Origin of the sequence: Bradyrhizobium sp. JR4.1, assembly GCF_040548605.1 — a bacterium.
GTDB classification, from domain to species: Bacteria; Pseudomonadota; Alphaproteobacteria; order Rhizobiales; family Xanthobacteraceae; genus Bradyrhizobium; species Bradyrhizobium canariense.
In genome coordinates, this window is record NZ_JBEPRY010000002.1 from 379,266 (window position 1) to 393,045 (window position 13,780).

Annotated in this window: 14 protein-coding genes; 2 read left to right on the forward strand and 12 right to left on the reverse strand. The window is 64.5% G+C overall.

Features of this window, described 5'->3' with window-relative positions; translation table 11 throughout:
- Positions 1-14: 14 nt before the first annotated feature.
- The 3 genes from ABIB90_RS07015 to ABIB90_RS07025 all read right to left on the reverse strand — a co-directional run bounded on the left by ABIB90_RS07015 (position 15) and on the right by ABIB90_RS07025 (position 3,919).
- Positions 15-1,304 carry a M16 family metallopeptidase gene (locus tag ABIB90_RS07015; protein WP_007599446.1) on the reverse strand — a complete coding sequence of 430 codons (1,290 nt, stop codon included), beginning with the start codon at positions 1,302-1,304 and terminating at the stop codon, positions 15-17.
- A complete protein-coding gene (gene thrC, locus ABIB90_RS07020) occupies positions 1,301-2,719 on the reverse strand; it encodes a threonine synthase (protein ID WP_354200522.1) in 1,419 nt (472 codons plus the stop codon). The genes ABIB90_RS07015 and thrC overlap by 4 nt, the downstream gene beginning before the upstream one ends.
- 555 nt (positions 2,720-3,274) lie before the next feature.
- Positions 3,275-3,919: a response regulator transcription factor gene (locus ABIB90_RS07025; protein ID WP_007599443.1), complete on the reverse strand. Its 645-nt coding sequence runs from the start codon at positions 3,917-3,919 to the stop codon at positions 3,275-3,277.
- Between the two features lie 85 nt (positions 3,920-4,004).
- Between ABIB90_RS07025 and ABIB90_RS07030 the strand changes: the two genes are divergently transcribed.
- The gene (locus tag ABIB90_RS07030; RefSeq protein WP_007599442.1) at positions 4,005-5,345 is read left to right on the forward strand and encodes a histidine kinase; all 1,341 of its coding nucleotides are present in this window, start codon (positions 4,005-4,007) and stop codon (positions 5,343-5,345) included.
- A 94-nt stretch (positions 5,346-5,439) separates the two neighbouring features.
- Here the strand turns inward: ABIB90_RS07030 and ABIB90_RS07035 are convergent, their stop codons facing one another.
- From ABIB90_RS07035 to coxB, 9 genes are all read right to left on the reverse strand, one after another.
- Entirely contained in the window at positions 5,440-5,805 is a 366-nt protein-coding gene (locus tag ABIB90_RS07035; RefSeq protein WP_007599441.1) for a nuclear transport factor 2 family protein, read from the reverse strand.
- 316 nt (positions 5,806-6,121) lie between these two features.
- Positions 6,122-6,874, reverse strand: coding sequence for an SURF1 family protein (locus tag ABIB90_RS07040; protein WP_354200523.1), 753 nt, complete (start codon positions 6,872-6,874; stop codon positions 6,122-6,124).
- The gene (locus ABIB90_RS07045; protein ID WP_007599438.1) at positions 6,871-7,272 is read right to left on the reverse strand and encodes a DUF983 domain-containing protein; all 402 of its coding nucleotides are present in this window, start codon (positions 7,270-7,272) and stop codon (positions 6,871-6,873) included. The genes ABIB90_RS07040 and ABIB90_RS07045 overlap by 4 nt, the downstream gene beginning before the upstream one ends.
- Positions 7,273-7,371: 99 nt before the next feature.
- Positions 7,372-8,268 carry a cytochrome c oxidase subunit 3 gene (locus ABIB90_RS07050; RefSeq protein ID WP_007599437.1) on the reverse strand — a complete coding sequence of 299 codons (897 nt, stop codon included), beginning with the start codon at positions 8,266-8,268 and terminating at the stop codon, positions 7,372-7,374.
- A gap of 78 nt (positions 8,269-8,346) precedes the next feature.
- Positions 8,347-8,997, reverse strand: coding sequence for a cytochrome c oxidase assembly protein (locus tag ABIB90_RS07055; RefSeq protein WP_354200524.1), 651 nt, complete (start codon positions 8,995-8,997; stop codon positions 8,347-8,349).
- Positions 8,998-9,002: 5 nt separating this feature from the next.
- Entirely contained in the window at positions 9,003-9,179 is a 177-nt protein-coding gene (locus ABIB90_RS07060) for a cytochrome c oxidase system small membrane protein (protein WP_007599435.1), read from the reverse strand.
- On the reverse strand, positions 9,176-10,120 hold the full coding sequence (locus ABIB90_RS07065) for a heme o synthase (protein ID WP_219684755.1): 945 nt from the start codon (positions 10,118-10,120) through the stop codon (positions 9,176-9,178). The genes ABIB90_RS07060 and ABIB90_RS07065 overlap by 4 nt, the downstream gene beginning before the upstream one ends.
- 60 nt (positions 10,121-10,180) lie before the next feature.
- On the reverse strand, positions 10,181-11,806 hold the full coding sequence (ctaD, locus tag ABIB90_RS07070) for a cytochrome c oxidase subunit I (protein WP_007605061.1): 1,626 nt from the start codon (positions 11,804-11,806) through the stop codon (positions 10,181-10,183).
- An 88-nt stretch (positions 11,807-11,894) separates the two neighbouring features.
- Positions 11,895-12,734 carry a cytochrome c oxidase subunit II gene (gene coxB / locus ABIB90_RS07075; RefSeq protein WP_354200525.1) on the reverse strand — a complete coding sequence of 280 codons (840 nt, stop codon included), beginning with the start codon at positions 12,732-12,734 and terminating at the stop codon, positions 11,895-11,897.
- A gap of 448 nt (positions 12,735-13,182) precedes the next feature.
- Here coxB and ABIB90_RS07080 point away from each other — a divergent pair, with 448 nt between their 5' ends.
- The gene (locus tag ABIB90_RS07080; protein ID WP_354200526.1) at positions 13,183-13,728 is read left to right on the forward strand and encodes an invasion associated locus B family protein; all 546 of its coding nucleotides are present in this window, start codon (positions 13,183-13,185) and stop codon (positions 13,726-13,728) included.
- The last annotated feature ends 52 nt before the right edge of the window (positions 13,729-13,780 follow it).

The window sequence follows — 13,780 nt, forward strand, 5'->3', positions numbered from 1 at the left end:
CCCGTGCGCGGCTCCTAATGCAGCCGCGCCTTGGCGCGTGCCCGGGTCAATCCTTCCGCAAAAGACACCGCCGTGTCCAGACCCCTGCCACTGCCTAATGCGACAACCGCAGGGCGGCTGCGCGAAAGCAGTGCACGCGCCGCATCCCGGGTCGATTCGACGCTGACGGCGTCGATCCGGGCCACCAGCTCCTCGGCGGTCTGGGGCCGGCCATAGGCCAGCACATGCCGGGCGAGCTGCTCGGCACGGGACGAGCAGCTCTCCAGCGCCATCAGCAGCCCCGCCTTCATCTGCGCCTTCGCCCGCGCGATCTCGACCTCGGTCAGGGTCTCGACCGAATCGTTCATGATGTCGACCACGACCTCCATCATCTCGGGCGCATCGGCCGGATCGGTGCCGGTGTAGAGGCCGAAAAAGCCGGTGTCGGTATAGGGGGCGTGGAACGAGTAGATCGAGTAACAGAGGCCGCGCTTCTCGCGCACCTCCTGGAACAGCCGCGATGACATCCCGCCGCCGAGGATGTTGGTGAAGACCTGGAGCGAGAACAGCGACAGATCGGTCTGCGGCACGCCCTCCAGCGCCAGCGTCAGATGCGCCTGTTCGAGCTCGCGATGCACCACCTTGGTGCCGCCCTTGCCGAACTGCGCGGGTTGCGGCTTGGGACCCGCTGTCCCCTCAAAACTGGCAAAGCGCTGCTCGACCTCGGCGACCACCTGCTTGTGATCGACCGCCCCGGCGGCCGCCACCACCATGTCCGGCCCGCGGTAATGCGTCGACAGATAGTCGCGCAGCGAGTCGCGGCTGAAGGCACGCAAGGTCTTCGCGGTGCCGAGCAGCGAACGGCCCATCGGCTGGTCGGGATAGCAGAGCTCGTTGAGGTGCTCGAACACGACGTCGTCAGGCGTGTCCTGCGCCGCGCCGATCTCCTGCACGATGACGTTCTTCTCGCGCTCGAGCTCGTCGGGCTCGAAGGCCGGATTGGCCAGGATGTCGGCGAGCACGTCGAGCGCGAGCGGCACGTCGGCCTTCAGCACCCGCGCATAATAGGACGTGGTCTCGGTCGAGGTGCCGGCGTTGAGGTCGCCGCCGACCGCCTCGATCTCCTCGACGATCTCGCGCGACGAGCGCTTCGTCGTGCCTTTGAACGCCATATGTTCCAGGAGATGCGAGATGCCGTGCTCGTTGGGCTTCTCGTCGCGCCCGCCGACGCCGGCCCAGACGCCAAGCGCCGCGGTCTCGAGATGGGGCATCTTGTCGGTGACGACGGTCAGGCCGGACGCAAGCTTGGAAATCTCGACGCTCATCCGGCAACTCCCTGTTTCGCGGCGCGGCTGACCGACAGCGCGAACCGCTCGACCTCGGCCTGGTCGTTCTTCATCACCTTCATGTGTTCGGATTTGGTCATCAGACCATCGAGCCAGGCCGGCAGTTGCGGCCGCTGGCCGCAGGCCGCTTCGACCGCATCGGGGAATTTGGCCGGATGCGCGGTGGACAGCACGATGCTGGGAACCGTCCTGTCCGTGGTGTCGCGGTCGGCGACCGCAAGCGCGACCGCAGTGTGGGGGTCGACCAGTTCGCCCGCCTCGCGCCAGGCGGCGCGGATCGCGGCCGCGGTCTCGGTCTCGTCGGCGCGGCCTGCGTCGAATCCCTCGCGGATCGCGGCCAGCGTCGCATCGGGCAGCACGAAGCGGCCGGATTGCTTCAGCGAATCCATCAGACGGCGCACGCCGGCGGCATCGCGCCCGCCAGCTTCGAACAGCAGCCGCTCGAAATTCGAGGAGATCTGGATGTCCATCGACGGCGACGCCGTCGCGTGGACCTCGCGCACCTCGTAGATCCCGGTCTTCAGCGTGCGCGCCAGGATGTCGTTGACGTTGGCGGCGATGCCCAGGGTCCGCACCGGAAGACCCATGCGCTTGGCGACATAGCCGGCAAAGATGTCGCCGAAATTGCCGGTCGGCACGACGAAGTCCACCGCGCGCGCGGGTGCGCCGACGGCAACGGCGGAGGTGAAATAGTAAACCACTTGGGCGACGATGCGCGCCCAATTGATGGAATTGACGCCGGACAGCGAGGTCGCATCGCGGAAGCGATGGTTGTTGAACATCGCCTTCACGATGGCCTGGCAATCGTCGAAATTGCCCTCGACGGCGAGCGCGTGGACGTTGGCCGCGCCCGTGGTCGTCATCATCCGCCGCTGCACCTCGGAGATGCGGCCATGCGGGAACAGCACGATGAGATCGACATTTTCGAGCCCTGCAAACGCGTCGACCGCAGCACCGCCGGTGTCGCCGGAGGTGGCAACCACGATGGTGGTGCGCTGGCCGCGCTTGGCGAGCACGTGGTCCATCAGCCGCGAGATCAGCTGCATCGCCACGTCCTTGAAGGCGAGCGTCGGACCATGGAACAGCTCCAGCACGAACTGGTGCGGCGCCATCTGGCGCAGCGGCACCACCGCCGGATGGCGGAAGGTGGCGTAGGCCTCGTTCGCCATGCGGCCGAGCTCGGCGTCCGAGATCTCGCCGGCGACGAAGGGGCGGATCACCTCGACCGCGACCTCCCAATAGGGACGACCGAAGAAGCCGGCGATGGCGTCAGGCGCGAGTTGCGGCCAGGTGGCCGGCACATACAGGCCGCCGTCGCGAGCGAGCCCGGTCAGCATCACGTCGCAGAAGCCGAGTTCGGGGGCCTCGCCCCGGGTCGAGATATAACGAGTCAAACTGCCCTCCAAAGGCCGGCCGAGCCTGGGCTCGATCCGCAAGCCTTTGATTTTACGAAACTACTTGTTAACAGCCAGAGGCTTTGGGCCACCATAAAGTGTTTTGCGGCATCAGGAAACCGCTTCGCGCCGGGGGCCATCCAAGGAAAAACGCTACCAACGAAAAGGGCTGCGGCAATGCCGCAGCCCTCTCTTGGAAGGTCTGTCGTTGTGTGCAGACCGGTTTGGCCTCTTGGGGTCACCGACCCGCAAAAACTGTTCGCGCAAGCTTTCGTCGGCTGTCACGACATCGTCAAGGGACAAAACGGGATGTGCGAGAAAATGTTCCTGTTTTTCCCGACGCGCTTCGGCGCGGGCAAACGTTCGCGAGCGGTCTTGCGTCACGCACTGCCATTATATCCCGAACGATCGGACAGTTCGGGAACGAACGATGGCTGCGCTCATTGTGTCGGCGGATGGTATCGGCGCTATCCATGCATTGCCCGGCTGAGCGCCGAGACCGGTCCGCCCGCCGAACCGGCAGCATCCTGGAGCAGCCGGTTCGGCGCCCGGGCGTCAGTTCATCCCGATTTCCACCGCGATCCGGATCAGGTCGGAATGGTTCTTGGCACCGAGCTTCTGCTTGAGCAGGGAGGTGGTGTTGGCGACGGTCTTGTAGGAGATACCGAGCGCCTCGGCGACCTCCACGATCTTGTCGCCTCGACCCAGCAGGCGAAGAATCTCGAGCTCCCGCGGCGTCATCTGCGAGGCAGGATTGGCCTTGATCGCCGCGCCGGAAAACGTCACGGCTTCCGCGAGCTGCGGTGAGATGAAATTGTCGCCCGCAACCACCTTGCGCACCGCCTTGAGCAGGATCCGGGGATCGTCGCCCTTTGAGACGTAGCCCTGCGCCCCAAGCTCGACCGCCCGCACCACGAAGGCCGGATCGTCGTTCATGCTGAACATGATGATCTTGGCGTCAGGATCGTCCTTACGAATGCGCCGCATCAGTTCAAAGCCGGAGACGTCGGGCAGGCTGATGTCGATCACAGTGACGTCGGGCCGCTTGCTGACATAGGCGCGATGCCCGGATTTGGCGTCGGTCGCCTCGTCGATCCGGATCGAATGGTCGGTGGCGAACAGGGTGCGGCAACCGGACAGCACCACGGGATGGTCGTCGACAATCAGGACGCGGGTCGCCGGCTTGGCAGTATCTTGCATTGTAATTCTCTAGTTTTTCGACTCATAAACCGACGGGAACAAATGGAAAGAGCAAAATCCCCTGACGCGCGTTAGAATTGACCTAATGTGGCAACGCTTCTCGTTCAGGACCCAACTGTTTCTGCCGCTCGGCTTGAGCTTCCTCGCCGCGCTGATCATGGGGGGCGTGCTGCTCCAAACCTTCGCGACCGGCCAATTGGCGGACGAGAACGAGCCGGGGCGGCGTTCGATTCAGACCATTGCCGCCGCGCTCAACAATACCCTGCGCACCTCGAACAACCCGCGGCAGACGCTCGACGCCTTTGTCCATTCTCTGGACACCTCCTCCGATATCCAATTCCGTGCCGTGGAGACGGGTCCAGCGTCCTCAGCGAGGGGCGGCCTGCGCAAGCCGCATGGCGTACCGCAATGGTTTGTCGACCTGCTCACCATTCCAGACATGGACGCGGCAGCTGCGGTGACGATCGACGGCCAGCGTGTCGGCGATCTCGTCTTCCTGCCGGACCTGTCGGCTGACCTGTTCGAGAAGTGGATCGGCTTTCTCGCGCTGACCATCCTCGTTGCCGTGCTGATGGTGCTCACCGGCACCATTGCCTATGTTTTCGCGGGATCGGCCCTGCGCCCGCTGCAAGATCTCGGCGAAGGACTCACGCGGATGCGGCGCGGCGACTACGCAACGCCGATCCCGGTCAGAGGACCGCCGGAAATCCGGCAAAGCTGCGAGGAGGCCAATGCGCTGGCCGAAACGCTGGCGCAATTGAGCCAGGATAATCGCGACCTGCTGCACCGCCTGGTGTCGCTCCAGGACGACGAGCGGCGCGATCTCGCGCGCGAACTGCACGACGAACTCGGCCCGCTGCTGTTCAGCATCCGCGCCGGCACGATCGCATTGGCCGACGCCTCGCCCCCGGCGGGAAATCCCGGCAGTTCGGCGCAGGATGTGTTGCAATCGGTCGAGGCGCTCCAGCAGACCAACCGCCGCATCCTCGACCGGTTGCGACCGCTCTACATCGAGGAATTGGGTCTGGAGACCACCGTGCAGACGCTGCTCCGGAATTTTCGCAAGCAGGCGCCGTCTATCGACCTGACGGACACGATCGATCCGGATCTCAACGCGATCGGCGGGCCGCTGGCTCAGACCGTCTATCGCGTGATTCAGGAGGCGCTGACCAACGTGCTGCGTCATGCCGGCGCCAGCAATGCCCATGTGCAGGCGACCTTCGCCGGGGAGACGGTCGTCATCGAGATTTCCGACGATGGCGGCGGCTTTCCCGAAGGTAATGTGTTCGGCCGCGGCCTGACCGGCATGCATGAGCGCGTGCGCGCACTCAGCGGATCGCTGTCACTGCTGCGCGTGGACGACAGGACTTATGTGCGCTGCCGCCTTCCCGCCGAGCCGGCACGCGAGGCGCCGGTCACCGGCTAGAGCCTTTTCGAGCGAAGTGGATACCAGTTCGCGTGAAGAAAACGCGTCAAAACAGAATCTGGTGTTCGGTTCTGACTTAATCAGGACGGAAACTCTAGCACGCCCAGCCAAGCTGCGCGTTCTGTCGCGCCGGCTCGCACAGCGTGGTGCGGATCTTGCCGTCCGGACTAAAACAAAACGAGGCGCGGAAGCGTAGCGCGCCGGCGACGGAATATTCGAGATCGACGCCGTGTGGCGCAGGATGGATTTCCTCCAGCCCGAAACCGACCGACGAGAAAGCGCTGAGCCGCGGCTGCCAATAGGCTTCGAGCTCGCTCCGGCCGCGATAGCGCTGCGTGCCGTTGCACGTGCATTCGACGTGGGCGTCGTCCGCATAGAGGTCGAGGAGCGCCGCGAGGTCGCCCTTCCTGCAGGCATCCACCCAGTCGACGACAATTCCCATCTGGTCGAAATCGCTCACGCTGCAATCCTGTCGGCCGCGGAAAAACGATGGCGGCTTAGGACCACACTCGTGAATGTGCGCTGAATGGTAAACCCCGGGCGATACCGGGTTCCCTGGCAGGGCTGTCGCATATGAAGAAATATATTCGACTGCGGCCATCCTTCGAGACGCCCGCCTGCGGCGGGCCCTCAGGATGAGGGATGAGTATGCGGCAGCATTTCAACGCGGATGGATGCAGCTGAGCCTCATCCTGAGGAGGCCGCGAAGCGGTCGTCTCGAAGGATGAGGCGTTCGCTCTGGCGCCGCCGAGACGTCATATGCGGATCTACGGAGCTCAGCCCCGTCGCCGCCCTCTTGCCCAAACGGCGAAGGCGATGAGCACGGCGCCTGCAAGCGTGAACCAGGTGATGGCGTATTGCAGGTGATCGTCCTTGAGATGCACGTCGAGCGGCCCCGGCCGCGGAATGCCGTTCTCGGGCGCGGGCTGCTCGAGGTCAACATAGAACGGCGCAACCGCGCCCCAGCCCAGCGCGCTCGCGATCGCCACGTGATCGCGCACGAACCACAGCCGCTTGTCGCGGTTCGCCGCCGGGGTCAGCCAGCCAGGTGCCTCGGGGAAGCGCAGATAGCCGGTGAACGAGACCGCCTGGCCCGTGACGAGCTTCTTGACCGCGCGATCCTCGACGCTGCGATCCTGCATGGTATTTTCGACGAAGCCCGCATCGATCACCACCGTCTCGCCGCTCGGCAGCCGCGCCGGCAGGAACGCCCAGGTGCCGGGGCCTGACGCATCCTTGCGTACGGCGGATCCGGGGGAATAGACCATCGCATCAGGCAACGGCGCATAGGTCGCGGTAAAGCTGACACGGCGGAATTCATCGCGCGCGGGGCTTAGCGCGGCCCATCGCGCCGGCGTCGGCAGAGCGACCGGTGCCTCCGCGAGACGCTCGGTGAGTGCGGCGATCAGCTCGTGCTTGGCGATGCGGCGCTGCAATTGCCAGATACCGAGCACGATGCAGACCGCAGTCAGGAATAGCGTGAACAGCGCGAAGCCGGCCACGCGGGGCTTGCGCGCGGTCTCGTTCATTTCGCGCGGTCGACCAGCCGGCCCGGTGCCGCCTTATGGTGGAATTGCAGCGCGATCAGCAGCGACTTCATGGCGCGCAACGGCAGCAGGGTGGTCGCAAGGATCAGCGGCAGCCACAGCACCGCATGCAGCCAATACGGCGGCTGGTACTTGACCTCGACGACGAGCGCGCAGCCGACCACGATCGCACCGGCCAGCATGATGATGAAGATCGCCGGACCGTCACCGGAATCGATGAAGGCGTAGTCGAGGCCGCAATGCTCGCAGGACGGCGCAAGCGTCAGGAAGCCTGCATAGAGCTTGCCCTGGCCGCAGCGCGGGCATTTGCAGGCAAGCCCGCGCAGCGCGCTCTGCAGGACGGTGGCTTGCGACTCGGACGTGTCGTCGGCTTTGTTCATGATGACAGGGTCTATCACAGTTTCTGCCGAAACCCCTGCGCGCAGAAAAGCAAAAGGGCGGCCCCGGGGCCGCCCTTTCTCGATCCGAAGTCAGCCCGCTCAGTGCGCGCCGTGGGCCATGGTCTCGGCGCCGTGTCCCCAGACATAGATGCAGAGGAACAGGAACAGCCAGACCACGTCGACGAAGTGCCAGTACCAGGCGGCGAACTCGAAGCCGAGATGCTGGGTCGGCGTGAAGTGGCCGGCATAGGCGCGGAACAGGCACACCAGCAGGAAGATGGTGCCGACCAGCACATGAAAACCGTGGAAGCCGGTCGCCATGAAGAAGGTCGCGCCGTAGACGTTGCCGCCGAAGGAGAATGCCGCGTGGCTGTACTCATAGGCCTGCACGCAGGTGAAGAGCGCGCCGAGCACGACGGTGAGGATCAGGCCATACTTCAGGCCCTGGCGATCGTTCTCGAGCAGCGCATGGTGGGCCCAGGTCACCGTGGTGCCGGAGGTGAGCAGGATCAGCGTGTTGAGGAGCGGCAGATGCCAGGGATCGAAGGTCTCGATGCCGTGCGGCGGCCAGGTGCCTGGCACGGCGCAGGCGCCGGCCGCTGTCCCGAGACCACAGCCGAACACCGCATCGCGGGTGGCGTGGACGGCGTCGGCCGGGAATAGCGCCGCGTTGAAATAGGCCCAGAACCAGGCGACGAAGAACATCACCTCCGAAGCGATGAACAGGATCATGCCGTAGCGGTGATGCAGCTGCACGACGCGGGTGTGGTCACCCTTGTACTGGGCTTCCCTGATCACGTCGCCCCACCAGCTCGCCATGGTGTAGAGCACACCGACGGTGCCGACACCGAAGATGATCGGCGCAGCCGAGAACATGTGGTGCATCCAGGTGATCGCGCCGACCGCCATGATGAAGGCGGAGATGGAGCCGACGACGGGCCATGGCGAGGGATCGACCAGATGGTAGTCGTGATGCTTGGTGTGCGCCGTTGCCATTTGCGGTCTCGCTCCTCAATCCCGTGCCTGTCAGGCACTTATCCCCTTATTTCCAACCCCGGCGCGTGAGCCCGGAGATCAGAGATTTCCCTTGCGTTTGTCGTCTTCGCTGGCCGCGAGCGGCTTCACCACCGGATCCTTCACCGGATAGAAAGTATAGGACAGCGTGATCGTATTGAGACCGTCGTTCTCGTGGTCGTCGGCGATCGACGGATCGACGTAGAACACGACCGGCATCTCTCGCTTCTCGCCCGGCGCCATGGTCTGCTCGGTGAAGCAGAAGCAGTTGATCTTCTGGAAATAGGATCCGACCGTCAGCGGCGCGACATTGTAGGCGGCCTGGCCTGCGGTGGTCCGCGCGGCCTGGTTGGTCACCGTGTAAAAGACGGTCACGACCTGGCCGATATTGACCTCGATCTCGCTCTGCTCGGGCTCGAACTTCCAGGGCAGGCCGGGCGCGACGTTGGAATCGAAGCGCACCGCGATCTTTCGTGCGATCGGACCGCTGGCCGGCGCCGAGGTCGCGACCTGGGTCGTGCCGTTGAAGCCGGTGGCGCGGCAGAACCAGTTGTAGAACGGCACCGCCGCGTAGGAGGCGCCGACCATCAGCGCGACCACGCCGCCGCAGATCGAGGCGACCACCACGTCGCGGCCAAGCCCTTTGGAAGGCCTGCGGCCTTTGGCGGCCGTCCGGCTCTGATCCTGCGATATGGTCGGCTTCTGATCCATGTTTCCTACATCGGCCGGACGAGCACGGCCGGCCCCTTGACCATGGTGACGGCGAAGAACAGCACCACGAGCACACCGAGCGCGAGTGCGATCGCGATCGAGCGCTGACGACGGCTCTTCTTCTGCGCCTCGGTGAGGACGATTCCATCTATCTCGGGTTTGTCGGCCATTCCTGCGATCATGCGCCCCCTACCATCGGCGCAAGCGCCCGGAACACGACCTCGGCCAGCAAGGTCGCAAACAGCGCGAACAGATAAAGGATGGAGAACGCGAACAGCTTGCGGGTCGCCCGCAGCGATTGGCTACGCTCGCGACGCACATAGACGTTGACGGCGAACGCCAGCATGCCGGCGCCGAGGATCAGCGAGACGATGCCATAGATGGCGTCGAAATAGCCGAGCGCCCAGGGCGCAGCAGCGACCGCGATCAGCACGATGGTATAGAGCAGGATCTGAAGCCGGGTTGCGTCGGGGCCGGCGACGTTGGGCAGCATCGGAATGCCGGCGCGCGCGTAATCGTCGGAGCGGAACAGCGCCAGCGCCCAGAAGTGCGGCGGCGTCCAGAAGAAGATGATGGCGAACAGCAGCAGCGGCTCGACGTCGACCGTGCCGGTGACCGCGGCCCAGGCCACCACTGGCGGCAGCGCGCCGGCGGCACCCCCGATCACGATGTTCTGCGCGGTCCAGCGCTTCAGACCGATCGTGTAGATCACGACGTAGAAGAAGATGGTGAAGGCGAGCAGCGCGCCCGCGATCCAGTTGACCAGGATGCCGAGCGTCATCACCGAGAAGAAGGCGAGCGTCATGCCGAAGGTCATCGCCTCGGGGCGGGTGATGCGGCCGCGCGGAATCGGGCGGTTCGCCGTGCGCGACATCTTGGCGTCGATGTCGCCTTCGAGCGCCATGTTGAGCGCGCCGGACGCGCCGGCGCCGACGGCGATGCAGAGCAGCGAGGTGATGGCCAGCACCGGGTGAAAATGCCCGGGTGCCATCGCCATTCCGACCAGCGCGGTGAAGATCACCAGCGACATCACCCGCGGCTTCAGGAGCGCGATGTAATCGCCAACCTCCGCTTCGGAGATGCGGGGATTGATGTCGACGGCGTTGTGGTCGAGGACGGACACTAGACTGACTCGCTTGGTTGTCGAGCCGCGGCGCCCGTCACGGGCGCCGCGAGCATTTGCTTACTGCACGCGGGGCAGCACTTCGAACTGGTGGAAGGGCGGCGGCGAGGGCAGCGTCCATTCCAGCGTGGTCGCACCTGCACCCCACGGATTGTCGCCAGCCGGCACCTTCTTCGCGAAGGCGTCGATCACGCAGTAGAGGAAGATCAGCACGCCGAAGCCGGAGATGTAGGAGCCGACCGACGAGACCAGATTCCAGCCCGCGAACGCGTCGGGATAGTCGACATAGCGGCGCGGCATGCCCGACAGGCCGAGGAAGTGCTGCGGGAAGAACACCAGGTTCACGCCGATGAAGGTGACCCAGAAGTGCGCCTTGGCGAGCCCTTCATTGTACATGTAGCCCGACATCTTCGGGAACCAGTAGTACCAGCCGGCGAAGATACCGAACACCGCACCGAGCGACAGCACGTAATGGAAGTGCGCGACGACGTAGTAGGTCTCCTGGAGCACGCGGTCGACGCCGGCATTCGCCAGCACCACGCCGGTGACGCCGCCGACGGTGAACAGGAAGATGAATCCCACCGCCCAGATCATCGGCGCGCGGAACTCGATCGAGCCGCCCCACATCGTGGCGATCCACGAGAAGATCTTCACGCCGGTCGGGACCGCGATGACCATCGTGGCGGCGACGAAATAGGCCTGCGTCGCCGAGGACATGCCGACCGTGTACATATGGTGCGCCCACACCACGAAGCCGATGCCGCCGATCGCGACCATGGCGTAGGCCATGCCGAGATAGCCGAACACGGGCTTGCGCGAGAAGGTCGAGACGATCTGGCTGACCATGCCGAAGGCGGGCAGGATCAGGATGTACACTTCGGGGTGACCGAAGAACCAGAACAGATGCTGGAACAGCACGGGATCGCCGCCGCCTTCGGGATTGAAGAACGTCGTGCCGAAATTGCGGTCGGTGAGCAGCATCGTGATCGCACCGGCGAGCACCGGCAGCGACAACAGCAGCAGGAACACCGTCACCAGGATCGACCACACGAACAGCGGCATCTTGTGCAGGGTCATGCCCGGCGCGCGCATGTTGAAGATGGTGGTGATGAAGTTGATGGCGCCGAGGATCGAGGAGGCGCCTGCCAGATGCAGCGACAGGATCGCGAAGTCGACGGCCGGGCCCGGATGGCCCGAGCTCGACAGCGGCGCGTACATGGTCCAGCCGGCGCCGACGCCGTTGGCGCCCGGCTCGCCCTCGACGAAGGTCGACATCAGCAGCAGCGCGAACGAGGCCGGCAGCAGCCAGAACGAGATGTTGTTCATGCGCGGGAACGCCATGTCGGGCGCGCCGATCATCAGCGGCACGAACCAGTTGCCGAAGCCGCCGATCATCGCAGGCATGACCATGAAGAAGATCATGATCAGACCGTGGGAGGTCACGAACACATTGTAGGTGTGCGTCTCGTGGAAGATCTGCACGCCCGGATACATCAGCTCGGCACGGATCGCGATCGACATCGCGGCGCCGATGACGCCGGCGATGACCGCGAAGATCAGGTACATCGTGCCGATGTCCTTGTGGTTGGTCGAATAGACGTAGCGCCGCCATCCGGTCGGATGGGCGTGCTCGTCATGTCCGTGGTCTTGCGCGTGATCGCCGTGTGCCGCTGCGCTCGTTGCCATTTTCTAATCCTGCCTTGCGTCCCGATCGGACCTCTGGAGGTCCCGCCCTTATGTCGCTTTCAGTTTCCTCGAACCCTTCGCCCGGCGCTCACTGCGTCGGGCCGGCCGTGGAGGCGTAGGTGCTGGTGCCGCCGCTCGCGTACTTCTTCTTCGCCGTCTCGACCCAGGAGGCGAACTCCTGGTCGCTCACCACGCGGATGGCGATCGGCATGAAGGCGTGGTCCTTGCCGCACAATTCCGAGCACTGGCCGTAGAACATGCCGGTCTTGGTGGCCTTGAACCAGGTCTCGTTGAGCCGGCCCGGAATGGCGTCGATCTTGACGCCGAAGGACGGCAGCGCAAAGGCATGAATCACGTCGGCCCCGGTCACCTGAACCCGGACCACCTTGTTGACGGGCACCACCATCTCATTGTCGACGCCGAGCAGGCGGGGCTGCTTGTCCTGGGCCATCAGCGAGTCGAACTCGAACTTGCCGTTATCAGGATAGGCGTAGGACCAGTACCACTGCTTGCCGGTCGCCTTGATGGTCAGATCCGCCTTCGGCACGTCGAGCTCTAGGAACAGGAGCCGGAACGACGGCACCGAGATACCGACCAGAATCAGCACCGGAACGAGCGTCCACGCTACCTCGATCAGCGTGTTGTGCGTGGTCCGCGACGGCACCGGATTGGCTCGCGCGTTGAACTTCACGACCACGATCACGAGCAGCGCCAGAACGAACAGCGTGATCAGCGTGATCAGCACGAACAGGAAATTGTGGAACCAGACGATGTTGTCCATCACCGGGGATCCGGACTGCTGCAGCGTCCACTCCCACGCAGCCGGTTGCCCGAGCTCGGCAGATGCCGCACCGCCCGTCGCCAGCGTCAGACCCGCTACGGCCAATCCCAGCAAGTGCCGGCCCACCGGGCCCATCGACATCTTCATGCCGTTCGCGCTCCCCTAACGAAATCACCCCAAGTGCATTCCCCTATTTTCGGGAAACGCTTTATTCGATCCCCCCGTCTGACAAACCGCCGCGCAAGAATACCTCTAAGAGGAATTGGGGCCAGATCGCTAGAACGCCGAAATCAAGCCTCTCAAACCATAATTCTTGATCTATCGCAATGCAGTCTTGAGCCTCGTCTGTCAGCCATCACCCGCAAGATATTTCCTAGTAACATCAGACAAAAATACCATTTCCCGGGATGCTGCCGCTTGACAGCGGAATTGCCCGCGGTAGGCACTGGCGGACAGCCGCACAGGAACCTGATTCGTGCGGGCGACGGCGGCCGTGGCGGCGTGGAATTTGCTTGCGAATCGCCTTCAAGACGCCGTCATTCCCGTATCAGTCCGCCCGGAGCGAGCGACCCAGGCGAGCAAAGGGACCGACCCGATGGGGTTTTCGAGAGGCATGGCAAGGCGGGCTAAAAGGCAGGCTGGCGGCCTCACGACGGCGGCGGCCCTGCTGGCGGCGGCTATCGGCATGGCGCTGCCGGGCCTCGCCCATGCGCAGGGCGCGGTGCGCTCCGTCCATGGCGACTGGCAGATCCGCTGCGACACCCCGCCGGGCGCCCAGTCCGAGCAATGCGCCCTGATCCAGAGCGTGGTCGCCGAGGACCGCTCCAATGCCGGCCTGACCGTGATCGTGCTCAAGACCGCCGACCAGAAGAGCCGCCTGATGCGCGTGGTCGCCCCGCTGGGCGTCCTGCTGCCCTCCGGCCTCGGTCTCAAGCTCGACAACCAGGACGTTGGGCGCGCCGGCTTCGTCCGCTGCCTGCCCAATGGCTGCGTCGCCGAGGTCGTCATGGACGACAAGCTGCTCGGCCAGCTCCGCACCGCCAAGACCGCGACCTTCATCATCTTCGAGACCCCGGAAGAAGGCATCGGCTTCCCGCTCAGCCTGAACGGGCTCGGCGAGGGATATGACAAGCTGCCGTAGGCTAGCTCCGCTCGGCTGGCTAACCACGGCGGTTTGACGGAACTTACGTCAG

Bases quoted from the DNA above. Each gene is read 5' to 3' on its own strand.
- ABIB90_RS07040 (WP_354200523.1), bottom strand. From the start codon at position 6,874: ATGAACGAGACCGCGCGCAAGCCCCGCGTGGCCGGCTTCGCGCTGTTC.
- coxB (WP_354200525.1), bottom strand. From the start codon at position 12,734: ATGAAGATGTCGATGGGCCCGGTGGGCCGGCACTTGCTGGGATTGGCC.
- ctaD (WP_007605061.1), bottom strand. From the start codon at position 11,806: ATGGCAACGAGCGCAGCGGCACACGGCGATCACGCGCAAGACCACGGA.
- ABIB90_RS07030 (WP_007599442.1), top strand. From the start codon at position 4,005: ATGTGGCAACGCTTCTCGTTCAGGACCCAACTGTTTCTGCCGCTCGGC.
- ABIB90_RS07055 (WP_354200524.1), bottom strand. From the start codon at position 8,997: ATGGATCAGAAGCCGACCATATCGCAGGATCAGAGCCGGACGGCCGCC.
- ABIB90_RS07080 (WP_354200526.1), top strand. From the start codon at position 13,183: ATGGGGTTTTCGAGAGGCATGGCAAGGCGGGCTAAAAGGCAGGCTGGC.
- ABIB90_RS07060 (WP_007599435.1), bottom strand. From the start codon at position 9,179: ATGATCGCAGGAATGGCCGACAAACCCGAGATAGATGGAATCGTCCTC.
- ABIB90_RS07045 (WP_007599438.1), bottom strand. From the start codon at position 7,272: ATGAACAAAGCCGACGACACGTCCGAGTCGCAAGCCACCGTCCTGCAG.
- ABIB90_RS07025 (WP_007599443.1), bottom strand. From the start codon at position 3,919: ATGCAAGATACTGCCAAGCCGGCGACCCGCGTCCTGATTGTCGACGAC.
- ABIB90_RS07015 (WP_007599446.1), bottom strand. From the start codon at position 1,304: ATGAGCGTCGAGATTTCCAAGCTTGCGTCCGGCCTGACCGTCGTCACC.
- ABIB90_RS07050 (WP_007599437.1), bottom strand. From the start codon at position 8,268: ATGGCAACGGCGCACACCAAGCATCACGACTACCATCTGGTCGATCCC.